21 protein-coding genes are annotated in these 22,417 nt (G+C 45.6%); 8 read left to right on the top strand and 13 right to left on the bottom strand.

Annotated elements, in window-relative coordinates:
- Nucleotides 1–59: 59 nt before the first annotated feature.
- A complete protein-coding gene (locus tag VST71_00360; protein ID MEC4684175.1) occupies nt 60–1,178 on the bottom strand; it encodes a porin in 1,119 nt (372 codons plus the stop codon).
- 576 nt (nt 1,179–1,754) lie between these two features.
- On the opposite strand from VST71_00360, the gene VST71_00355 reads away from it, so the two are divergent.
- From VST71_00355 to VST71_00345, 3 genes are all read left to right on the top strand, one after another.
- Nucleotides 1,755–2,783 carry an LptF/LptG family permease gene (locus tag VST71_00355; GenBank protein ID MEC4684174.1) on the top strand — a complete coding sequence of 343 codons (1,029 nt, stop codon included), beginning with the start codon at nt 1,755–1,757 and terminating at the stop codon, nt 2,781–2,783.
- 37 nt (nt 2,784–2,820) lie between these two features.
- Entirely contained in the window at nt 2,821–3,882 is a 1,062-nt protein-coding gene (locus VST71_00350; GenBank protein ID MEC4684173.1) for an LptF/LptG family permease, read from the top strand.
- A gap of 98 nt (nt 3,883–3,980) precedes the next feature.
- Nucleotides 3,981–4,346, top strand: a complete 366-nt coding sequence (locus tag VST71_00345; GenBank protein MEC4684172.1) for a four helix bundle protein — start codon at nt 3,981–3,983, stop codon at nt 4,344–4,346.
- A gap of 106 nt (nt 4,347–4,452) precedes the next feature.
- Here VST71_00345 and pabC read toward each other — a convergent pair whose 3' ends face one another.
- Nucleotides 4,453–5,310 (bottom strand): aminodeoxychorismate lyase, encoded by an 858-nt coding sequence (gene pabC / locus VST71_00340; protein MEC4684171.1) that lies wholly within the window; start codon nt 5,308–5,310, stop codon nt 4,453–4,455.
- A 159-nt stretch (nt 5,311–5,469) separates the two neighbouring features.
- Between pabC and selD the strand changes: the two genes are divergently transcribed.
- A complete protein-coding gene (gene selD / locus VST71_00335) occupies nt 5,470–6,438 on the top strand; it encodes a selenide, water dikinase SelD (protein ID MEC4684170.1) in 969 nt (322 codons plus the stop codon).
- Nucleotide 6,439: 1 nt separating this feature from the next.
- Here selD and VST71_00330 read toward each other — a convergent pair whose 3' ends face one another.
- The 5 genes from VST71_00330 to VST71_00310 all read right to left on the bottom strand — a co-directional run bounded on the left by VST71_00330 (nt 6,440) and on the right by VST71_00310 (nt 12,773).
- Nucleotides 6,440–7,363: a selenium metabolism-associated LysR family transcriptional regulator gene (locus VST71_00330; GenBank protein ID MEC4684169.1), complete on the bottom strand. Its 924-nt coding sequence runs from the start codon at nt 7,361–7,363 to the stop codon at nt 6,440–6,442.
- Nucleotides 7,364–7,549: 186 nt separating this feature from the next.
- The gene (locus tag VST71_00325) at nt 7,550–8,734 is read right to left on the bottom strand and encodes a DUF4382 domain-containing protein (GenBank protein MEC4684168.1); all 1,185 of its coding nucleotides are present in this window, start codon (nt 8,732–8,734) and stop codon (nt 7,550–7,552) included.
- Nucleotides 8,735–8,787: 53 nt separating this feature from the next.
- Nucleotides 8,788–10,221 carry a DUF5666 domain-containing protein gene (locus VST71_00320; GenBank protein ID MEC4684167.1) on the bottom strand — a complete coding sequence of 478 codons (1,434 nt, stop codon included), beginning with the start codon at nt 10,219–10,221 and terminating at the stop codon, nt 8,788–8,790.
- A gap of 19 nt (nt 10,222–10,240) precedes the next feature.
- Nucleotides 10,241–11,041 (bottom strand): DUF6502 family protein, encoded by an 801-nt coding sequence (locus VST71_00315; protein MEC4684166.1) that lies wholly within the window; start codon nt 11,039–11,041, stop codon nt 10,241–10,243.
- A gap of 199 nt (nt 11,042–11,240) precedes the next feature.
- Complete coding sequence (locus VST71_00310; protein ID MEC4684165.1) at nt 11,241–12,773, bottom strand: YifB family Mg chelatase-like AAA ATPase; 1,533 nt, start codon at nt 12,771–12,773, stop codon at nt 11,241–11,243.
- Nucleotides 12,774–12,893: 120 nt separating this feature from the next.
- Between VST71_00310 and wbaP the strand changes: the two genes are divergently transcribed.
- A complete protein-coding gene (gene wbaP, locus VST71_00305) occupies nt 12,894–14,336 on the top strand; it encodes an undecaprenyl-phosphate galactose phosphotransferase WbaP (GenBank protein MEC4684164.1) in 1,443 nt (480 codons plus the stop codon).
- Nucleotides 14,337–14,448: 112 nt separating this feature from the next.
- Here wbaP and VST71_00300 read toward each other — a convergent pair whose 3' ends face one another.
- Nucleotides 14,449–15,735, bottom strand: a complete 1,287-nt coding sequence (locus tag VST71_00300; protein MEC4684163.1) for a glycosyltransferase family 39 protein — start codon at nt 15,733–15,735, stop codon at nt 14,449–14,451.
- Nucleotides 15,736–15,942: 207 nt separating this feature from the next.
- Nucleotides 15,943–16,125, bottom strand: coding sequence for a hypothetical protein (locus VST71_00295; protein MEC4684162.1), 183 nt, complete (start codon nt 16,123–16,125; stop codon nt 15,943–15,945).
- Nucleotides 16,126–16,214: 89 nt separating this feature from the next.
- Between VST71_00295 and VST71_00290 the strand changes: the two genes are divergently transcribed.
- Together VST71_00290 and VST71_00285 are read left to right on the top strand one after the other, a co-directional pair.
- Entirely contained in the window at nt 16,215–16,349 is a 135-nt protein-coding gene (locus VST71_00290) for a hypothetical protein (GenBank protein MEC4684161.1), read from the top strand.
- 106 nt (nt 16,350–16,455) lie between these two features.
- Nucleotides 16,456–16,749 carry a helix-hairpin-helix domain-containing protein gene (locus tag VST71_00285; protein MEC4684160.1) on the top strand — a complete coding sequence of 98 codons (294 nt, stop codon included), beginning with the start codon at nt 16,456–16,458 and terminating at the stop codon, nt 16,747–16,749.
- 61 nt (nt 16,750–16,810) lie between these two features.
- Here VST71_00285 and VST71_00280 read toward each other — a convergent pair whose 3' ends face one another.
- From VST71_00280 to VST71_00265, 4 genes are read right to left on the bottom strand one after another with little or no spacing between them, the layout of a single operon-like run.
- Nucleotides 16,811–17,581: a glycosyltransferase family 2 protein gene (locus VST71_00280; GenBank protein MEC4684159.1), complete on the bottom strand. Its 771-nt coding sequence runs from the start codon at nt 17,579–17,581 to the stop codon at nt 16,811–16,813.
- Nucleotides 17,578–18,372 carry a glycosyltransferase family 2 protein gene (locus tag VST71_00275; protein MEC4684158.1) on the bottom strand — a complete coding sequence of 265 codons (795 nt, stop codon included), beginning with the start codon at nt 18,370–18,372 and terminating at the stop codon, nt 17,578–17,580. Before VST71_00275 ends, VST71_00280 begins: the two co-directional genes overlap by 4 nt.
- 16 nt (nt 18,373–18,388) lie before the next feature.
- On the bottom strand, nt 18,389–19,276 hold the full coding sequence (locus VST71_00270) for a glycosyltransferase (protein MEC4684157.1): 888 nt from the start codon (nt 19,274–19,276) through the stop codon (nt 18,389–18,391).
- Nucleotides 19,277–19,290: 14 nt separating this feature from the next.
- Nucleotides 19,291–20,601 carry an O-antigen ligase family protein gene (locus VST71_00265; GenBank protein ID MEC4684156.1) on the bottom strand — a complete coding sequence of 437 codons (1,311 nt, stop codon included), beginning with the start codon at nt 20,599–20,601 and terminating at the stop codon, nt 19,291–19,293.
- Nucleotides 20,602–20,660: 59 nt separating this feature from the next.
- On the opposite strand from VST71_00265, the gene VST71_00260 reads away from it, so the two are divergent.
- Nucleotides 20,661–22,415: an ABC transporter ATP-binding protein gene (locus VST71_00260; GenBank protein MEC4684155.1), complete on the top strand. Its 1,755-nt coding sequence runs from the start codon at nt 20,661–20,663 to the stop codon at nt 22,413–22,415.
- The last annotated feature ends 2 nt before the right edge of the window (nt 22,416–22,417 follow it).

Here is a 22,417-nt window from a genome sequence, read left to right as displayed (position 1 = left end):
GCCGGCCGGGAATTCCCGGCCGGCCTTCTTTTTGATATTAAAATCTCTCTTAAGAAAACTTAAAATGCAACCTGGTACTGTGCCAGGATGGCATCATCCTTGTAACCGCCAAGACCTGCCCATGTATCAGTATCCCCACTTGCAAGCACGTAGTTCAACTGAATACGTGAGTTATACTTCTTTGCCGGATTCAGGTAGACATTCAGGCCAATGAAGGTATTGCTGAGACTGGTATCACTGAGATCGTCATTTCCCTGATAATACCTGACCACTGTCTCATACATTGGGGTGAACTGGTAACCTGCATGCAGATACCATACGGCCTGGTCTTTTCCATCCACACCCTTTACATTCTTGCCGTCGATGTATTCGGCCTTAATCGTGGCTCCCTGCATCTTGTAGGAGGCACCAACATCCAGGACAGTGTAATCCTCTCCTGTATAGTAGTTACCATTTGCCTTCTCACTCTTACCGTAGGATGCTTCAACATGGAGCATCTTGCCCATATCGTACATACCACGCACGGCATATGCCTTGTCATCACCGGGTGTACCACCGCTCACTGCCGCACTGCGGGTTGTCGGATTGAAGTAGCCTATGTCATAACCGAATCCACCGGCAATATTACGGCCACTCGCCATAATGCCAAGGGAACGCTCAAGCACAAGGGCCTTCTCCATACCGCGCTTTGTGATATCCAGCTTCTTACCCGATACATTGAAGTCCATACCCACAGGGGTTTTGAACATTCCGACCTTGACAGATGCGGAATTATTGAACTTGTAACCAACCTCCGCATCCTTGATGATATTCGGCAGGATGTTCGTATTGCTGGCTGAGGTAAGAAGAGCAGGTGTAAAGTCAAGTGTATTACTAGGATTGTCAGGATCTGCGATTGTAGTAGTTTCTTCAGTCTTAAGACCAGCCTTGTTAAAATCAATCTGCAGCTTGCTGAAGACATTGCCCAGCTTTGCATTGTAGCCGATACGAACCCTGTCGGCGCCTATCCTCGGATCACTCTCGTCCTTCTTTACACCGTCACCACCTTCAACCGTAATCTGTGAATAACCGAACCACTTGACCTGCAGGTCGGCTGCAGAGGCCTTCACGGGTATGGACAGCAGTGCAATGGAAACAGCCATAATCATGAAACTCATAAACATAAAAGATTTTTTCACTTTTCCAACCCTCCTGATATTAAATTATATTTCTGCCCTGTACAACACAGGGGTCTTATAGATGCTTCAACTTTTCCTTAACTTCTTAATAACATTTAAACCCTGACTGTTTGCTAATCCTCTCTACTCCCGATATCACCTCCCTGTATCTGAAATCAGCAGGCCTTTTCCCGCCATTAATTACAGTATCTTTCATATATGCCATGCCGCAAATTCAACCTGCTTCAATCTATTAGGAACGATAGGAACGCCCCTGACATGTTAATTATCTGGTTTAATTTATATCATTATCCGACAGTTTTGTCAAGCATTTTTTGCATACATTTATGTCTGAAATAGCTCAATTAAATAATTAAATAGAAAATCAAACAGGAAATTAAAATAGAATAGCTTATGCAAAAAGCAGGCCACACATTTATCCTTGAATATTAAAGGGATCCAATATCTCAGGTGTATTCTTCTTGCAACACCCCTGTGTAGGAAGAGCAATAAATTCATGGAGCGGAAGAACTCTTCTGCGCTGCCGTTCTGCAATCTGTTAAAATACTCCCACCCATGGTGATATACAGATACATAATGAGAGAACTCGGACTGACCTTCATGGTCTGCATTATCGGCCTTAATATGGTATTGATGATGGAGAAAATCCTCAGGCTGAGCAGGCTTATGTCAGGGGTTGGAGCCTCATATCTTGATATGACCTGGGTGCTTATCCTGATACAGCCCCAGATACTGGTACTCACCATCCCCATGGCCCTGCTCCTCTCCGTGCTCCTTACCTACGGAAGGCTGGGGGTGGACAATGAGCTGACTGTACTGAGATCGTCAGGTATGAAATTCGGGGAGATTGCAAGACCCGTTTTTTATCTCTCCGCCATACTCCTTGCCTTCTCCGTCTTTATCACTCTTTATCTCATACCCTTAAGCAGCAAGACACTCAGGGGAGAGCTCAACAGGGTGTTGAGAGAAAGGGCGCCCTTGTCCATTGAACCGGGTGTATTCTTTACCTCCTTTAAGGGCTTTTTAATCCTTGTTAATGAGAAGACCGATGGTGCTTTCAGGGGCATCTTTATCTCGGACAGCCGGAATCCGGAATCCGAACGGGTCATCGTAGCACGGGAGGGAAGGCTCTCACTTGACAAAGAGATGCAGCCAGGGTTCAGTCTTTTAGACGGGACTGTCCACATAGTAAACAGGGATAGCAGCACAGAGATTAACTTTGCTGAATATAAATTCACTATCAGGCTGAGCGGGGAGATTTTAAACAGGAAGAAAAGTGAGATGACCCTCCCGGAGCTGTACAAAAAAGCTGTTACAGAAAAGACAAACAGCGCAGGCTACTTTATTGAGTTCCACAGGAGACTAAGCTTCCCGGCCCTTATCATAGCGCTTGCATTCCTTGCCCCTGCACTTTCGCTGAGGGCCGGAAAAACGGGAAAGACGGGGGGCTTCATAATCGGCCTTCTGGTCTTTACAATCTATTACGTAGCACTGCTGTACTTTGAAAATCTCGTCAGGGCAGGCAAACTCCATCATCTTGCCTGCTGGATACCATTTGTGATGCTTACGGCTGTTGCAGTTTTGCTGTACAGAAGAGAAGAATGAAAACTTAATTTCCTATCAATTTAAAAAGGAGGAGAGATTGAACAGGCTGCAAAGACTTTATATCAGGGAATTCGGCGTGCTGCTGCTGATCGTCTCATGCATGCTCTCTGCCGTCTTTTCAGTAATATTCATTGTTGAAAGAATTGATGAACTAATGCCTTACAGACAGACAACCGAAACCCTGATACTCCTGGGGGCCTTAAAAATCCCCGAATACCTGAGGTACCTGTTGCCCATGGCAGCCCTTCTATGCAGCATCTTTGTTATAAGCTCTGCATCAAGGAGAAACGAGATCACAGCAATAAAGGCAGCAGGTATTAACCTGAGGCGTTTTTTTATACCCTTTATAATTGCCGGCGTCCTCCTGGTGACAATTGACTTTGTTATTGCGGAATTCATAGCCCCGGCATCACTGAGGAAATCAAACGATATAATTTATTCACTTAAAGGGGGGAAAAACATCTCCTATCAGGAAGGCAACATCTGGATCAGGGCAAAAAACGGTCTTCTGGTAAGGGCAAAATTGTTTGTGCCACAGGAGATGGAACTTTACGGCATATCCGTATTCTACCTGCATGATGGGAGACTGACAAAGAGGATTGAGGCGGAAAAGGGCGTGTGGTCAGGACAGGACTGGAGACTCCAGGAGGTCAGGGAGTTTGACCTGAACAGGAACACAGTCCGGTATATGCCTGAAAAACTCCTCAAAGGGGTTGGAGAAACAGAGATTATTGAGAGAGAAAAAAACCGGCTCTCGGAGATGAGCGTCATGGAGCTCATAAGACATGAAAAAAGATTGGAAGACGCCGGCTACATGAACACAAAGCTGAAGGTGGATATTCAGTCACGACTCTCTTACCCTCTTGCAAACCTCTTCATGGTCATGATAGGTATATTCCTGTCGCTAAAGAGCAGAAAAGGCAAAGGGATGGTAAGCGCAGGAGCCGGCATACTCATAAGTCTTGCTTACTGGGTTATATACACACTATCACTGTCGCTCGGGTATGCAGGGGGGCTACCGCCCATGGTCTCAGCCTGGATAGTACCCGTAATCTTCCTGGCACTGGGAGTGGTTTTATATTTCAGGATACCGGTTTAAAGAAAAAGATGTTGCGGGTTAAGAATAAAAACTGTTGCGAGTTGCGGGTTGCGAGTTAAGAAAGAAAAGATGTTGCGGGTTCAAAGAGATGAGGGATAATGAAGAATTATAAAGACCTGGAAATTTATAGAATATCATATGCTCTGGCTACCAAAGTTCACGAAATGTCATTAAAACTTCCAAAATATGAGTTATACGAAGAAGGGAGCCAGATACGGAGGTCTTCAAAAGGAATTACTTCTTGTATCGTAGAAGGATATGGACGAAATAGATATAAAGCAGACTTTATTAAGTTTCTGATTTATGCCCACGCTTCATGTGACGAGACTATACTCCACCTGAATTTCATTAAGGACACACATGAAGTTGATAAGAAAGAAATACAATTCCTGCTTGATGATTATGATGAATTGGGCAGCAAGATAAACAGATTCACTCGATATGTGGAAAATGAATGGAGATAACCCGTTAATGTTTCAAGCTATTCGTCGTTTTAACCCGCAACCCGCAACTCGCAACATCTTTTTTCTTTCTCAACCCGCAACCCGCAACAGTTTTTCTTTCTTAATCTCATCCGGCAGATATCTCTTCATTCACCCGCTCCTTATAGGCATTCATGAGCTCCTCTGTAATCCTGCCCCTGCCATACATCCTGCCATCAATCTCCGATATCGGCATAATCTCTAACAGGGAATTCGTAAGAAAGACCTCTTCTGCCCGGTGAAGTTCCCTGATTGAAAACAGGCCCTCTTCCACCGCAATGCCCTTCTCTGCAACTATCTCAAGCACAGCCTGTCTTGTAATACCATCTAATATCCCGGCCTCAAGGGATGGTGTGCAAAGTATGCCTTTGGAAACAAAGAAGAGATTGCTTACAGTCCCTTCGGCCAGATACCCCTCGTGGTTGAGCATTATAGCCTCAAAGACACCTCTCCCGGTCGCCTCCATCCTGACAAGTATATTATTCAGAAAATTAAGGGATTTCACCCGAGAATCAATTGAGCTTCTGCAATTCATCCTCTCTTCAGAAATACACGCTCTTACGCCATCCCTGTAGAGGGTCTCGGGATAGGGCATAAACTCTTTTGCAGTAATAACTATGGTGGGACTGTCACAACCCGCAATCTCTATGCCCCTGCCCCCCACCCCCCTGCTGACCGTCAATCTTATATAGGCATCCTTGAGTTTATTAAGTTCCAGCAGCCTGTAGAGCACAGGTGTCAGGGCACTGTCGGTCCAGGCATTCCTTATGTGAAGCACCTCAAGCCCCTTAAAAAGTCTCTGCAGGTGTTGATTGAGTCGGAATATATGCCCCTCATAAGCCCTCATGGTCTCAAAAAGACCATCTCCGTAAAGGAAGCCCCGGTCAAAGACGGATACCCGTGCCTCGGATTCCTGAATATACTCACCATTCAGATAAACATACATGACTCATGTATATTATCAAAACCCCGATCTTTTTAGTAAAAACAGAACAGCAGAAGAACTCTCCTGATTGGCTTTTTCATGAGAATTTATATTAAATTAAAAGCTTCTATGGACTGGAAACTGACAGAGAAAGTAAAAGCAGCGGGCTGAGCCGGGAAGCTGGGTCCGGGTGACCTGGAAGCGATAATCTCGGGCATTACGCCACCGGAGGATGAGCGGGTAATCATACCTCCCGGTGACGACGCAGGGGTCTTTATGCTCAAAAAAGGGCTTGCCCTCGTTGAAACCGTGGACGTTATAACCCCTCTTGTCAACGACCCCTATACTTTCGGGGCCATAAGCTCGGCAAATTCCCTGAGTGACGTCTATGCCATGGGAGGCATACCTTATACCGCCCTTGCCATAGCAGGCTTCCCTTCCTGCGACTACGGCACTGAGGTGCTGAAACAGGTGTTGAAGGGTGCAGAGAGTGTCCTTGACAGGGCAGGAGTGCAACTTATGGGGGGGCACTGTTTTGAGGATACTGAGCTGAAGTTTGGACTCTCGGTTTCCGGAACAGTGGATCCTGACAGGATACTCAGAAAGGATGGGGCAAGAGAAGGGGATATCCTCATAATTACCAAACCCCTTGGCACCGGTGTACTTACAACGTCTTTAAAGGGCGGCAAGCTGAAAGACCCTGATATGGATGAGGCTGTCAGGTGGATGCTAACACTTAATAACCAGGCATCAGAGTGCGCTCTCCGGGCCGGAGCCCATGCATGCACTGACGTTACAGGATTCGGGTTATTGGGACATGCCTTTAATATGGTAAGGGATACGGATACGGATTTTGTTTTCAGACTGAAGGATATCCCTGTTATGCACAGGGTGCAAGAGATGATCGACAGGGGCATGGTTGCTGAAGGCGCATATAACAACATGAAATATCTTAAAGACAGGATAGAGTTTCAGGACAACATTACCGAAGAAGATATGCTGTTACTGTTTGATCCACAGACCTCTGGGGGACTGCTTCTGTCTGTAGGGAACGAATGTCTCCGGCTCTTCGAGGAAGATGGTATCTTTACAAGGGTAATTGGTCACGTGGTTAAGGGGAGTGGAAAGATAAGGGTCAAAAAAGGATAACTCAAGATTCGTGAGACAGCAGCTTGTCGTAGGGATAACTCTTCAGATACTCCAGAAATTCGTCTACTGCATGAGAGAAGACCGAATACTTTTGTGAAACAAGTGAAAAATCCCTCATCATCTTTTCTTCCTTGAAACTGAGCATCTTCAGAGTGCCGAATTTTGCCTCTTTCAGGGCAGCCCACCTTGAGACTATGGAGATACCCATGCCATTTTCAACTGTATGCTTGATGGCCTCTGTGCCACCAAGGATCATGGATATCTTCATATTCTGAGTAGTTATGCCATGCTTGGTAAAATATTTCTCGATAACCTGTCTGGTACCGGAACCCTCTTCCCTGAAAATAAAGGGCTCCTTTGTTATATCAAGAAAGGATATGTCTGCCTTCTTTGACCATGTATGTTGAGGGGGTACGATCAGGCAGAGTTCATCCTTTATGAGTCGCTCCACTGCTATCTTTTGCTTTGTAACATCTCCCTCAACAAGTCCCAGGTCTATATTCCCCGACTTGAGGAGCTCGATAACCCTCTTTGTATTGCCGATCTGGAGATGAATTTTTATCTTTGGACGGGTCTTTCTGAAATCCGCTATAACCTTTGGCAGCAGGTAGTTCCCTATTGTGGTACTTGCCCCCAGGGCAATGCTCCCTTTAACAAGACCCGTCAAATCCCCCACCTCTTTCTCTGCCGAGGCATAAAGTCCCAGGATATGTTTTGCATATTTATACAGGACCTCTCCCGCAGGAGTAAGGGTAACGGTGTTGCTCGAACGGTCAAAGAGTTTGGTCTCATAAAGCTCTTCAAGTGCCTGTATCTGAAGGCTTACAGCAGGCTGGGTGAGGTGGATAATCTCCGATGCCTTTGAAAAACTCTTTGTCTCTGCTACTGTGCAGAATACCCGTAGTTTATGATCATCCATTGCCATGTGTATAACAGTATAACACAAATACAATTAATAAGTTAATAAGAAACAGTAATCTCCAAAAACTGTAAACGCGGGACAAAAAGAAAGACGTTCTTTAAATAATGAAGAGAAGACCGGACTACCTTGCAGAGCGCACTGCGAGATAGCCCGGTACTGTTTAATATCAGCAAAATCTACTGCAGCCAACTAATCTTCTTCAAACTCAACCTTGTATGCAACATTCACTGAATCGCCTGAAGAGTCCAGTGCCTGGTAATACTCGACCTCTATATCCCCGGCCGTCACAGGAAGCTGGTCTGCACATATAATCCGGTCTGTGTCTGCTGTTTCATACTCAATCCTCGTCTCCTGTGTAAGGAGAACGGTCACACCTAAAACCGTTAAGGAGTATACATCAGAATCAAAGGTGTATGACGCAGCCTCCAGCTCGGGCTGCACAGTCAGGCCTGTGAATTCAGTCACACTCCTGTCAGGCAGATCACATACCGCTGCAACGATATCATCGTCACCGTCCACCTCAACCCTTGTGGCTGCGAACTCTGTACCGTTCCACGTTCCGTCTATCTCGACCTTCATGCCGACCTGCAGATCAGAGATGTCCGAAATACTGCATATCGCCCTCTCGTCATCGTCATCACAGGTAAACAGAACAGTATCCCCTGCTGACACGGTAATTAAATTACTGTCAGGAATAAAGCCCTCTGCCTTTAACACGGTCAGGTCAAACCCTCCGGGGGTGAGGGCCTGGATAATCCCCTTAAGCTCATAGTCGTCTTCCTTTATCTCCTGGTAGTTGTCGTAGTCGGAACCGTCGGCATCAAGCACCACCTTTGCCGTCACGGTATTTGTGAGAGGATCGTACACGAACTGCTTAAGGTCGAAATCGATCACCACACGCTCCGTACTCACCACATTGGCTGCCCCGGGGATGTCAATAACACATGTGCCGTCTGCACTGCAGTTGGTCCATGCGTTCTCAGCAAAGGTGGGGTTAGGAGATACCTGTACGCCTGCATTGTCAACGAGTATTAACTCCTTACCAACGGTGATACGGACACTGCTGTAGCTGCCCTCAGGCAGTGTTCCAAGCTTGTCGAGCACACCGCTTAACTCGCTAAGATCATAGGTGAGACCCTGGGGAGCCGCAAAGACCGTCACTACCGAACTATCCACTGCACTCACAAACTCAACCTTGTAGATGGTCACAATGACCTGATCATAAGCATCAGTAACATCATCGGTAATGTAGACACTGGCTGTCCGCGTGGCAGTCTCAGTGCCTCCTCCGCACGAGTAAAGGAACCCTGCAAAGGCCAACAAAAACGTTACCAGAACAACCATCCTGAACCTTGATACCATTAAACGTTTCATCTTTCTATCCTCCTTTCGATTAAATGATCCTTCTTTGCTGTAACCTGACAAAGTCAGTTTATCCTCTCTATCTCCACCTCATCGGCAACAAGAACGCCACTCTGATAGACACCGCTAACCTCAACAATATCTCCGGGGTCCTTCGAGTCATCGATCAAGACAAAAAAATCGCTTATCAAAATAGATGTGTCGTTCTCATCCTCAAAAGTGACTCCCGAACCGCTGACATCGACACTAACTCCGAGTATCGAGAAAGACGCCGTGGACTCAGACTCTGACCCGGCATCGACTGGCCCGCTCAGACCGTACTCCGGCTCTGACGGATCCATCCTCTCCACCTTTACCGCAACGACCCGGCCTCCATCGTCAATAAAACCATCGACCTCGATGAGGTCGTCGACCCGGATGCCATCAAAAGAAAAGGACCGGTCCGATTCGTCGTTGAATATAGTACTGCTGTTAACGGTAATCTCAATGCCAAAGACAGTGACCGTAGAGTTCTGAGGGTCCACCTGCTCCACGGCCCCTTCAATACCGATTTCTGTCTCCTCATGGGAGAGGAACTCGACCTTCTCAGCCAGGAGAACACCAGCATCGTTAACCGTCCCCTCCACCTCCAGCAGCACATTGACGGCTACATCACCCTGCAGGCCGTTTTCATACACTGTCGAGTCATTGGTATAGACCCGCAGGCCGTTAACCTCGAAATCGTTCACAGAGGTGCGTGATGTCACGATCCCCTCAACAGCCATCTCATTGCCGGGAAGCGCTGCGCCAACAGGGTCCTCCACTTCGACAGATGACGCAACAAGCGTACCTGCTGACAGGGTACCCTTGACTTCAACGAAATCACCGTTCTGAAACTGCGGCGGATCAGTCACGCCACTGTAGTCAACGAACAGTCCGTTTATCGCAAACGTGCGGGAAACGGCATCAAAGGCTGATACCAGACCCTTGACCTCCTCACCTGAAGTCAGGGGCTTCAGTTCTATAAAGACAGCCCTGATATTGCCGGCAGCGTCAAAGAAGCCGCTCACGACCACGGTATCACCTGCAACAAGGTCGAGGATGCTGCCGAAACCCTTGAGTATCGTAGTTCCCTGGAACAGCACAGTCTGTCCCATGACAACAATCTGATCATTCACCGTATCGATAGCCTGAACCGGCCCTATCACCTCTGGATCAAATGCGATGTTCAGGGCACTGGTCCCGCTCGCCTCGACCCTTACCTTCATACCCACATCAAGGTCGGCCTCCGTAACAACGGCATCATTGGCGGTTATTGCAGCCCCGGAAGTATTGAACTCCACCCCGTTGACAAAGACACTGCCGAACCCTGTGATGACACCGTTGTAAACCCCTGTTCCACTGATTCCGCCTCCGGCAATATCACCTCCGCTGCCACCGCTGCATGAGCCCAGCAGCCCCAGCGCCAGGACAACAACCATCAAACTCTTCCAGCCCGATTTCAATCCAATGTTTAACATGCCGAAAAACCCTCCGTTTTTATTCTTCAAAATAAAATGCGCCTAACCCTAACTTTTTACGTCCTGTACCCTGAACAGATGGATTCATATCCCTGTCGTACTGTGAGATCACCCTGTCCATTGACTCGACAAACTCAGCCGCCATATCTGAAATGCGGCTTCTGACCTCAGGGTATATCTCAACGGGAATATTGTCATACGAGACCTTTCTCTGAAAAAATGCATCTTCGGGATCACTTGCAATATTGTGATGTATAGTGGAGATGAGCTCGCTGACATCCCTGCCCATAATGCCGAATTTTTCCACTTCTCCCTTTCTCACTATATAACCCCTGTTTAATAATTTCACTCTCCTGTCGTTCATCTCCACAACTCCGGCCCTGAGCATTTCATCAAGGATTGCCCTTGGGGGGACATCCCCACTGTAAGCCCTGACAAGGAGAGAAAAGCTTTTTTCATTGCCCTCAAAAGGAAGCTGAACAGGCATTCCCCTGCCATCAAGAAAACGGGGATCCTTAATCCATCCGCTTATCACCCTGGCTGCCCGGTTGTAACGCTCCGCAGCCCCCAGGTCATATGGTGCCTCAATCTCTTTCATCTTCTTAACTTCCTTGCGGGAGAGGCCGGTAATGGTGGAGATACGTGATATGGTCTGTTTTCTGCCCGGCACACCAAAGTCCTCTGAGGCAACGTCAACATAAACCCACTTGGCAATATCAGCAAAAGTACCATATGGAATGTTGTTTTTTAAAAGAACACGCATGAGTGGCCTCAGTAATTTTATCAGTGTTGAGGCTATTATCCGCTTTACGTTGTCCATATTTGGTATTATATTCCCAAATTTTAGGTTTGTCAAGTAAAAGAAGATTAAATTTTTTTAAGAAAGTGCTCCTTGGTGGTCTTTTTGGTTAAATGGAGGGTTTGTTTTTGCGGATAACTGGTAAATCAATAGACGGTATTATTAATCGTCTCAAAACGGATATAGCAGAATATTATTTTATTCAGTACTTTGGGGGGATTCAGTATACCCCTCTATCCAGTGTCCTGTACTGGATGGCCTCTGATATATGGTGAGAATGGATATCACTGCTCCCTTCAAGGTCCGCAATACTGCGTGACACCTTCAGTATCCTCGAATATGCCCTTGCACTGAGGCCGAGTCTCTGCATGGCGGCCTCCAGTATATCCTGTGCATCTTTCGTCACAACACAGTATTTCTTGATATGCCTGGTCTTCATCTGTCCGTTACAGTATATCCTCTCCTCCCTGAATCGTTCCTGCTGAATCTCCCTTGCCTTTACAACCCTCTTCCTTATCTCTGCAGAACTCTCTTCCTTATGGCTGGAGGACAGATCTTTATAATGAACTGCAGGCACCTCTATATGGATGTCTATACGATCAAGCAACGGGCCCGACACCTTTGTCCTGTACCTGTGTATCTGCCCGGGAGTGCATGTACACTGGTGCTTTGCATCCCCAATGTAACCGCAGGGACAGGGGTTCATGGCGGCAACCAGCATAAACCCTGCCGGATATGTAACAGTGGCAGCAGCCCTTGACACGGTCACCTCTGCATTCTCGAGTGGCTGCCTCAGGACCTCAAGTACGTTTCTCTTGAACTCGGGCAGTTCATCAAGAAAGAGTATGCCGTTATGTGCAAGCGATACCTCTCCAGGCCTTGGAAATTGCCCGCCGCCTATAAGGGCCACGTCTGATATGGTATGGTGAGGAGACCTGAAGGGCCTGGTCGCAAGCAGGGACTGTCCAGAGTTAAGGGTGCCGGCAACACTATGGATCCTGGTAGCCCCGAGTGCCTCTTCAAACGTCATCCCCGGAAGTATGGTCGGAAGGCGCTTTGCCAGCATGGTCTTTCCTGACCCGGGAGGCCCTATCATGAGAATGTTATGTCCTCCGGATGCAGCAACCTCCGTTGCCCTCTTTGCATGCTCCTGCCCCCTGACCTCAGCAAAGTCCTCCTCATACTGCGAGGCTATATTCAAAACTTCTTTAATGTCTGTCAAGTATGGATCTACAGAGATATCCCCCTTCAAAAATTCTATGACCTCAGTGACACTACTCATTCCATACGCTGGAAACCCGTCTACCACTGCAGCCTCCGGGGCATTCTCCTCCGGCAAGATAATCCCTTTAAGCCCCATATCCCTTGATTTTATGGCCATTGACAGGGCGCCCCTTACGGGTTTGAGCCTTCCGTCAAGAGAGAGCTCCCCTGTCACCATGTAGCCCTTCAGGGATTCTGAGGCAAAAACTCCTTCGGAGGCAAGGACCCCGAGTGCAATGGAGAGATCAAAGGAGGAACCTTCTTTTTTCAGGTCAGCAGGTGCAAGATTCACAGTAATCTGTTTCAATGGAAAGACAAAACCCGTGTTCTTCAGTGCTGCCCTCACACGGTCCCGACTCTCCTTGACCGCTGTATCGGGAAGTCCAACCAGGGAGAAATGAGGAAGCCCTTTTGAGGTAATATCCACTTCCACCTCAACAGGATGTGCCTCGATACCAATAAGAGTAGCGCTCAGGAGTCTGGAAAGCATGTTTTTAATTATATGGAGAACGTGACATTATTTCAAGTCTTTGACGAATCCACCCCCTTTTTCATAATATAAAACTCAGATGTTTATTACTATACTTTAAACGTCTTAACCGGAGGGCTGGTGAAAATCAGGGTATTTAATCCCAAGATGAAGAACAGAATAGGTGTTTTTCTGCTATTGAGTTCTGATATTCTTACACTATCAGTGTTTTTCTATTTCTCGGCTTTTATAAGAGAAAACATCATTCCCCTCGTATTTCATAATGTGCCGCCATTTGAATACAGGATAGGCATGTATTACTGGATCTTTCCGATATGGTTCTTCATACTCGCATATGAAGGTGCATACTCAAAAAGGTTTGCCTTCTGGGATGAGGCCAAGCTTCTCTCAAAGTGCACCCTTTTTGCTTCACTCACGATCTTTACTATCCTTTTTATCGGAAAACAGGGAGCAGCATTCTCAAGGATACTGCTTTTGACCATGTCGCTGCTGTCGCTTCTGCTCTTCCCCCTCATAAGAACCAGCATAAAGAGACTCCTGTACTCTTTTGGTCTTATGAAGAGAAAGGTGCTGATATTGGGCACCGGCGAGGCAGGGAGACTCGCCCTTGCCGCACTCAGGAATGAACCCAACCTCGGCTATGACGTGGCCGGCTTTATTGATGAAGAACCTAACGGCCGGAGAGATATAGACGGCGTGAGAATACACCGATACATAGACAAAATAGACAGGTACATAAAAAGGGGAGTAATCCATGACATCGTGATAGCCAAGCCCGAGCTCGACAAGGAAAGGCTTGTGAGGATTATAAACGCCATTCAGCATAAGGTGGAAAATACCCTTTACATCCCGGACATATCAGGGATTGCAGTGCTTGGTACGGAATTGAGGCATTTCTTTAATGAGCAGACCATTGTAATCGAGATAAAGAATAACCTTGCAAGGCCGTTTAATTACATAGCAAAAAGGCTTTTTGACTATACTGCCGGGGGTATACTCTTTTTGCTCCTTATAATCCCAGTCCTGATTATCTCAATACTCATAAGAATAACATCAAAAGGGCCTGCCATATTTAAACAGGAGAGGATAGGTAGAAGTGGCAGGCCTTTCATGTGTTATAAATTCAGGACAATGTATCAGGATGCAGAGGAACGATTGAGGCATATCCTTGAAACTGACTCAGTCGCAAGGGCTGAGTGGAAGGAATACTGGAAACTCAGGAACGATCCGAGGGTAACAGGGCTTGGTAATTTTCTCAGAAAGACCTCTCTCGATGAACTCCCGCAGATATTCAATGTATTGAAGGGAGAGATGAGCCTTGTGGGACCAAGACCTGTTGTTCAGGAAGAGATTGAAAAATACTATAAAGAAAACGCCGAGTTCTACTATAGCGTACCGCCCGGCATAACAGGACTATGGCAGGTAAGCGGCAGGAGCAACACTTCTTATAAATACCGTGTATCCCTTGACACATGGTATGTAAGAAACTGGAATCTCTGGCTGGATATTGTTATACTGATAAAAACAACAAGGGTTGTATTAAAAAAAGAAGGAGCGTCTTAGTATATAGCAGGCATATATACTGTTGCCGAAACGTATGAGCCGGAACCAGAGACAATATGGTTGTCAGAATTCCTGCAAGTCTGGTTACAGGTACGGATAATTGTAGAGGCCTTCATTTCCTGACCCCTGTCAAAAGGACATGATACCTATCTGCATCGATCTCAACCCATCTAACTGTCTCATCGGGCAACTCTTTTAAAGCAGATGGGTGGGTCAACAATAGAATTGGCGTTTTGCCTTCCTCAGTCCATTTTAAGAACCTCGTGTTACTCCAATGTTCAAAAGAGTCGGATAAGTAAAAGTAGTAGGCAAGGCGGTATTCAAGTTCAGTTTCAAAAGGGGTCCATTCCACAAACTGTAACTTTCCTTCCTTTACTGCCCTTCCTGATTTCAGAAAAGCTAAGGGATTAGTATAATCCACATTTGTTCCCTTGCTTATCCTCTCTGCCAGATGAATGACATGAAATTTTTCTGGATTTACCCGTACAGGAGTGAGCCAGAAAAAAATAAAGAGTGGCAATGTGGTATAAACTGCAAATCCTTTAAAGAAATTCTTGACTTTGCTGAAGCGAAGGATACCAATGGATACAATTACTGAAAGAAAAGGTGTAACCATTATCAAATACCGTGATGCCTTTCCTTTTGACAGCTGAAGGGGTACAAACATTATCAGGATAGCCAGAAAAACAAACCAGTAATATTCTTCCTTCAGCTTTTTCAATAACACGGGTATCCCGATTATAAAGAATATTAACCAGGGATGATAATATTTAATCATCTCCTTCAGGTACATTAGAGGGTCTTTGTTTACATCAAGACCACCTGTAAATCTTTGTAACGTTTGTTGATTAAAAAGATATTTCATATAACCAGGGTGTTTGGTCTCAAAATAGATAAACCAGATGGATGAGAGAATAATGCCTAATAGAGCACCAAAGTATACGTGTGACCATTTAAGCCAGTCATAGATCTTTTTAGTGGTTAGACCATACATCAGGACGATAGCAGGAAGAAAGAGAGCAAAAAAAAGCTTTGTCATAAAACCAATTGCAAAAGAAATTCCAAAGAGATACGGGCCTTTTCTGTCTTTCTCATTAATAAGAATTAAAGCATAACATCCAAGAAGTATTGAGAAAACAAGGAGACTTTCGGGTCGATTTGTTGTGAAGTTTCTAACTATCCAGCGGGTTGTCTCAAAGCTGAAAGCTGTAAAGAATGCTATATCACGGTCCTTGAACCATCTGTAGACAATCCAGTAAAGAAAAAACACACTGATAACGGCAAAGAAAAGAGACGGTATCTTTGTGGCATAGAAGTTTGTGCCAAAGACTTTAAAAGAAACGGAAACTAACCAGAAATATAACGGTGGTTTATTAAGATATGGCTGTCCATCAAGCATGGGAGAAAACCAGTTGTTATTCTCAACCATATCCTTTGCTATGCTCGCATAGGTAAGAGGGTCACTTCGCAAATCTCCCATCCATGGCCTTGGCAACATGACCAGAAGGATCCATAAAGCCAGGACTATAATCTTGTCCTTATGGGTGTCAGTCTTAAGACTCAGAAATTCCGCCATCTTCTCTGTCCTTGTTTTTATACGACATCTTTAGGAAATAGGGGTTTTTAATGTAAAGACAAAACCTGCATTCTTCAGAGCTGCCCTCATCTCCTTGATCGCCGTGTCAGGAAGTCCCATCAGGGAGAAGTGTGGCAGACCTGTTGAGGTAATATCCACTTCCACCTCAACAGGATGTGCCTCAACACCAATGAATGTAGCACTCAAAAGCATGAAAAACATGTTGTTAATTATATGGAGAACGTGACATTATTTCAAGTCTTTGACAAAGCTACCCCTTTTTCATCGTATAACTATATCTCATGAAAGGGATTTCACTTAAAGAATCAGGCGAGGTATTTCCGAGTGTTCTGCCCGGCATAACAGGTCCATGGCAGGTAAGCGGCAGGAGCAACACCTCTCTTGACACATGGTATGCAAGAAACTGGAATCTTTGACTGGATATTGTTATACTGATAAAGCAACGAGGGTTGTATTAAAAAAAGGGGCATCTTAGGTATAATGTTACTGAATCCATAAAATATGAAACCCGGGGAGGGCTGAATGAAAGCAAATTTGATTGTCGTTATGATTTTAGGTATTTTTCTTGTCTCTGGAGGAACCGCTGTCTCGGCGGATATACTGCAGAAGAAGGACATTAACAACGCTACACTTGAAAACCTGACATCCGTCAAGGGAATCGGAGAAAAAAAGGCATCGGTCATTTTAGGGTATCTGCAGGAACATGGGCCTGTAAAGGAGATGAATGAACTGCTTAAGATCAAGGGCATTGGAGAAAAGATGTTGGAAAAGATAAAGGAAGAGTTTGAGATAAAGGATAAGTCCGCGACCCCCTGAAGAGGCTAAAAAAGGCTTTGACAGGTTGTGGTTTGGGACTGAAAGGAAGAGACAGAACCCCTTATCCCCGGGATGGGTTACCCTTTTTATGATGCAATTCAAGGAGCTTCGCATACTTGAAGTATACGCCGAGGGACTTGAGGAGGGCAACATTAAAGCCCTCCCTGCCGTCTATGAAGCCGAGCCTGAATATATAATCCTTGATACCCAGAGACATGGAATGAGTCAATGGCGCCAGGGCACTGACACTCTTACCGCTTGAAAACATCTGCTCAGCGGCAAGGGTTGAGTAGTTATTAAGTTTCTGTATCATGGAAGAAATATCCCTGAAGGCGTAATGCATTATAGGGGAACGCAACTTTCCACACTCTCCTTTAACGACAACCCGTTCATGGACAATGCTTTCTGTAAACCCTCCTGCCTCCTTACGAAATAATCTCAGGACAAGATCAGGATACTGCCCCCCGAAACGGAGCCATTTCCGGCCGTAGAGATTCCTCCGGGGTATATAAAAGCCGGCTATTCCCTTATCCTCCTTCACCGCCTGAAGGATCTCACCTGAGAGTTCTGCAGTTACTGCTTCATCGGCATCTATACTGAAGACCCATTCACATGTTGTCTTCTCAAGGGCAGATTGCTTCTGAAGACCAAAGCCTTTCCATTCTTCCAGATAAACCTTACCTGCAAGCCTTTTCGCTATCTCAACTGTTCCATCAGAGCTTCCTGAATCAACAACAATAATTTCATCACACCAGGATAGACTTCTCAAACACCGTTCTATCTGCCCTGCTTCATTATGGGTTATGATAATTGCCGAAACCTTACTGTTCATTGTCTCAGATATTGGTCAACTCCCTTCCTGCAATAATAGATGTCACCACTTACGCTCTGTTGAAGAATTTCAATGTTCCGGTTAAGCCTGTCCCTGTCAAAAAATTCATGATGAAGATGAAAACAACATGCACGAAACTTGACATCCTTTCTCTTTATGCCAAGCTTGTACAACCTTGCAACAAGCTCCGAGTCTTCTTTTCCCCATCCTTTAAAATCTTCATTAAACCCGTTGACTGCAAAGAAATCCTTTCTGAAAAGACTCATATTACAGCCCCTGATACCCTTCAGCGAACTGCCTTTTTTAATCAGGGGACAGGGCATCCTTACAGAGTTAAAGAAGTTCCCGATCTCACCCTTCATCAGCAAGACAAGAAGTTTCGATGGAACTGCACACCTGAAACCAAACTCTCCGGATGCACTTTTACCTATTAAAACCCTATGCCCCTGCAAAAAATATCCATCCTCAGCATATCTGTGGTGGTCCAGCACAAACCGTGGATCAGGGACACAATCATCATCAGTAAAGACTATATAGTCGCCGAAGCTTTCTGCAACTGCCTTATTCCGTATCTTCGCAAGCTGAAATCCCTTATCAGGATGCCAGACATGCAGAATAGGGATATCAGATTCCCCTGCCGCTTCCTTGACAATGGAGACGGTCTCTTCTGTAGAGCCATCATCAGCAACCACAATCTCAAAGTCCCTGCAAGTCTGGTTCATGTAGCCCTCCATTACCCTTCCAAGGTAATGGGGACGGTTATATGTGCTGATGATTACGGATATTTTCATTCTGCAAATACTTGCTCTACCTGACAAGGCTGAAATGTTTCTTGCTTAATTCAACGCCTAATATCTTCTCTATAAACAAGGCAGCCCGGTGTTTTATCTCTTTTCTGCTCAACTTGTGCGCGGGATTGGCCTCGTAAAGGCCCTCGGCTTCCGGCAGCCACTCCTGCATGATAGCTGGATGGACACCTTTAAACTCTCTCAGTATTGCACTGTCAATATCAGAATACTTCACCTCTGAAGAACCCTTGTCACTCCAGTACCTCCCCACCTTCTGCGCCTTCAAGTTCATCTGTTCTTCACTTCTAACCCATCCATAGTGGTATATCTTCGCCCCTGTCAGGGCTGCTCGCGGATATCTTCCCCTCTTGTGACTTTCCAGCACAATGAAGAAAAGCCCCTCCGACGCCCAGCTTGGGATATTGTTTCTTAATATCCTCGGTGCCCTCCTGTACCACCCTGGGGACCATGCAAAAGTATTCCTGTTTCCATAAAAATGAATGTAGTCGAATACCAGGGCTTCTACCCTGTCGTCATGCAAATACTTTTCCATAGAATACTTAATCCTGGGCAAATCATCTTCATGAATGACTTCATCCGCCTCCAGATAAAATGCCCAGTCACCCGTACAATTAAAAAGAGCAATACTTTTCTGTTGACCATAGACAAAACCTTTCAGCTTTACATCTGTCCGCATGTTTTCGTTCCACTGGGTATGGATAATTTTAATTTTATCGCTTCCGATATCCTTTATCATTTTCTCGGTTCCGTCCTCACATGGACCAAGTGCGATAATAAACTCATCCACAATCGGCAGAACAGATTTAATGGACTGTACAAATGGATAGCCTAATATCTGAGCATTCCTTACAAAAGTAAAACCGCTGACTTTCATCTCGATTTCCATGAATTCCTTATTTTTTATTTTTTGAAAAACCAGTTCAATTTTAACATCTTTTTTGCTTTCATCTCTTTTCCATAGTCAGACCTGCGCACACATACACCCATGACAAAGGCAAACGTGCACAACAGTACGTGTATGTGCAGCAAGGAGTCTGCAAGCCCTGCCACCATGAAATGAACGGCCACTGCGAGTGAGACAAACCCGAACAGTCTTTCTTCCGAGCTCGACTTGACATGTTTTTTAGACAGTTTAAGAATGGAACAAAAAACAAAAAGAAGTGCAGTTAACCCTAGAAGACCATTGGTAGCAAGGGCAAAAACGAAGATATTGTGCGGCTGGTTGAACTCTAAGAGGTATCCTGGAAACTCCCCTGATTCAACATACCGGGAAATAGTAACTATGTAATCTCCTGTCCCGACCCCGAAAAGAGGATTTGAAAGGAACATCTTCCATGATGCCTTCCACATCATGAACCGGGCGCCCACAGAAGTTGCAGCCGCTGAATCGGAGTAGAAACCTGAGATATCACTGAAGATCTGGGCAATCCTGGCGTGGACCGTGGAGTTGAAGAGATACAACAGCAGGGCAGCACCAATCAGAAAGAGCATCGATATCAGGAAGTGCTTTTTCTTTTTAAAGAGAAAAAAGGCAAACAGAGGGACAACAACTGCCAGGCCGAACCATGCTGTCCTCGAAGTAGAGAGCAGGATGGAGATGCTCCCTATAATGATAAAGGAGGCTATAAATACTTTTAGAAGAGGAATCCTGCGGTATGACGAAAAAAGGAATAGTGAGGCTGCTGTATATAATCCAACAGCGTTAAGGTTGGCAAACCAGATATGATGAACGCCCAGCGGAGATAGGGGTAGCATGTAGGCACGGTTGCCGATTATACCAAAATAAGTAAAAAGTCCAATCAGATCAAAAATAAAGAGTCCTGCAAGCAAGGAAAGGAGTAACTGCTCTCCTCTTTTAAATCTGAGGGATGCATCCTGATTGAAGTCCATAAGGGTGGATACCATTATATAAATAAGGAGAAGGTTTGATATTGTTTTGACTCTCCTTACACCTTCCAGCAAATCTTCACTGATGAATAATCCCAGGACTGACACCAGAACATATAAAATTATGGGAATAGTGAGGGGCTGATTGATGCTGCAGGCTATAGCTTTCCTGAAGTCCCTGCAAAAAAAGGCCATTGCCAGGGAATAGATATAGACCAGGCCCATCAGGACGCTGTTAAAACTTTTTGAAAGGGGCAAACTCAACCCAAAGAGCAACAGGACTGCAAAAATAAATTTATAGTGTGCCTCAGACGTGTTCTTCATGAATCTTTCTTGTAAGCAGGGTGGTCACAAATGCTTAATCGGTATAGTATACTATAACCATGAAAATTTTTTTCAGGGAAACTTCTTCAAAAGAGTGGAAAAACGATTTTCACACAATATGGGCGCTCACGAGACAGCATCTTCCCAGACTGATAGCAGCAGTGCTGTGCAGCCTTGCGCTTTCAGCTATTAACGGGGGTATTGCATGGCTCGTCAAACCATCCCTGGACAGCCTCTTTGTTGAAAAGAACAGGACAATCCTCTTTCTGCTGCCGGCAGGGGTCTTTTTATTGTTCGTATTTAGAGGATTGTTTGCCTTTCTCAATAATTTTCTGATGAGCTCTATTGGTGCAAAAATCGTAAAAACGCTCCGTCAGGCCCTTTACAACAAGCTCCTGAGCCTCCCCATATCTTTCTTCTCCAAAAAATCCAGTGGCTCCATAATATCCAGGGTCCTTAATGATATAGGAAGCCTTGAGAACCTGATCGCCAACACGGCAAGGAACTTCTTTGTCCAGTCCACAACAGTAATAGTCCTTGCTGTTGTCGCCCTCTTAAGGAGATGGGACCTGGCACTCCTCTCCTTTACAATCATACCCCTGGTCGTGCTCGTTGCCGACAGGTTTGGTAAGAGGATGAAGAAGACCAGCAAAAAGACAAGGGAATTCATATCAGATGTGACCAAGCTGGTACAGGAGACAGTATTGGGCATAAGGGTTATCAAGGCATTTACAATGGAAGAAAAGATGCGCAGCCGCAATGATGAGGCAGTCTCACGGCATTACAGGAATGTAATGAGGGAAGTAAGGATCAGGGAGTTTACCGCTGTATCCATGGAGATTATTGCAGGTGCGGGCATAGCCATAATCCTGTGGTACGGCAGCTATCTTATCATTAACAACAAGCTCTCGGTAGGTGCATTCTTTTCATTTATTACTGCAATACTGATGATTTACACCCCCCTGAAAAGATTGAGCCAGGTCAATAACAATTTCCAGATGATAAGAACAGCACTCCACAGGGTCAAGGAGATATTTCTTCTCAACGATGAAGTGTCCGGAAACGTAGAAAAGGCAAAAATAGAAGGGCATATAGTATATGATAAAGTCTCTTTCCGTTACCCTGACTCAGTTGAGCCGGCACTGAAGGATGTCAACCTCGAAATCCGGCCGGGCGAGACCATTGCAATCGTGGGATACAGTGGTTCAGGCAAAAGCACCCTGATAGACCTGCTCCTTGGGTTCTGGAAGGATTATACTGGCAGGATTACGATAGACGGACTGGATATAAGGGATTATTCTCTCAAGAGCATCAGGTCTCACATCGGCGTGGTATCCCAGGATATAATCCTTTTTGACGACACAGTCAGAAACAATATATTGTTTGGCAAGCCGGATGCAACGGAAGAAAAGGTTGTCGAGGCAGCACGGGCTGCCTATGCCCATGAGTTTATCATGGATATGCCCAAAGGCTATGATACATATATTGGTGAACGTGGAGTCAAGTTGTCAGGGGGGCAGAAGCAGAGGATATCCCTTGCGAGGGCTATACTTAAAAACCCGAAAATCCTCATCCTTGATGAGGCAACATCATCCCTTGATGCTGACTCAGAGGCAAAGATCCAGAAGGCACTTGAGTCAATAATGCCTGGAAGGACAACCCTGATAATCGCACACAGGCTCTCTACCATCAACAAGGCCGACCGAATTATTGTCATGGACAGGGGAAGGATTATACAGCAGGGGAGTCATGATGAACTCTTCTCCTCCGGAGGGGTCTATCAGGAACTCTACAGTGCACACAGGCAGGCATGATA

The sequence above is a fragment of the Nitrospirota bacterium genome (genome assembly GCA_035873375.1).
In the GTDB taxonomy this organism is placed as follows: Bacteria; Nitrospirota; Thermodesulfovibrionia; order Thermodesulfovibrionales; family JdFR-85; genus BMS3Bbin07.
Note: the sequence above shows the minus strand (reverse complement) of the source record. Positions and strands in the feature narration are given on the sequence as shown.

Bases quoted from the DNA above. Each gene is read 5' to 3' on its own strand.
- VST71_00355 (MEC4684174.1), top strand. From the start codon at position 1,755: ATGAGAGAACTCGGACTGACCTTCATGGTCTGCATTATCGGCCTTAAT.
- VST71_00345 (MEC4684172.1), top strand. From the start codon at position 3,981: ATGAAGAATTATAAAGACCTGGAAATTTATAGAATATCATATGCTCTG.
- pabC (MEC4684171.1), bottom strand. From the start codon at position 5,310: ATGTATGTTTATCTGAATGGTGAGTATATTCAGGAATCCGAGGCACGG.
- VST71_00330 (MEC4684169.1), bottom strand. From the start codon at position 7,363: ATGGCAATGGATGATCATAAACTACGGGTATTCTGCACAGTAGCAGAG.
- VST71_00325 (MEC4684168.1), bottom strand. From the start codon at position 8,734: ATGAAACGTTTAATGGTATCAAGGTTCAGGATGGTTGTTCTGGTAACG.
- VST71_00320 (MEC4684167.1), bottom strand. From the start codon at position 10,221: ATGTTAAACATTGGATTGAAATCGGGCTGGAAGAGTTTGATGGTTGTT.
- VST71_00315 (MEC4684166.1), bottom strand. From the start codon at position 11,041: ATGGACAACGTAAAGCGGATAATAGCCTCAACACTGATAAAATTACTG.
- VST71_00310 (MEC4684165.1), bottom strand. From the start codon at position 12,773: ATGCTTTCCAGACTCCTGAGCGCTACTCTTATTGGTATCGAGGCACAT.
- VST71_00300 (MEC4684163.1), bottom strand. From the start codon at position 15,735: ATGCTTGATGGACAGCCATATCTTAATAAACCACCGTTATATTTCTGG.
- VST71_00295 (MEC4684162.1), bottom strand. From the start codon at position 16,125: ATGCTTTTGAGTGCTACATTCATTGGTGTTGAGGCACATCCTGTTGAG.
- VST71_00290 (MEC4684161.1), top strand. From the start codon at position 16,215: ATGAAAGGGATTTCACTTAAAGAATCAGGCGAGGTATTTCCGAGTGTT.
- VST71_00285 (MEC4684160.1), top strand. From the start codon at position 16,456: ATGAAAGCAAATTTGATTGTCGTTATGATTTTAGGTATTTTTCTTGTC.
- VST71_00280 (MEC4684159.1), bottom strand. From the start codon at position 17,581: ATGAACAGTAAGGTTTCGGCAATTATCATAACCCATAATGAAGCAGGG.
- VST71_00275 (MEC4684158.1), bottom strand. From the start codon at position 18,372: ATGAAAATATCCGTAATCATCAGCACATATAACCGTCCCCATTACCTT.
- VST71_00270 (MEC4684157.1), bottom strand. From the start codon at position 19,276: ATGGAAATCGAGATGAAAGTCAGCGGTTTTACTTTTGTAAGGAATGCT.
- VST71_00265 (MEC4684156.1), bottom strand. From the start codon at position 20,601: ATGAAGAACACGTCTGAGGCACACTATAAATTTATTTTTGCAGTCCTG.
- VST71_00260 (MEC4684155.1), top strand. From the start codon at position 20,661: ATGAAAATTTTTTTCAGGGAAACTTCTTCAAAAGAGTGGAAAAACGAT.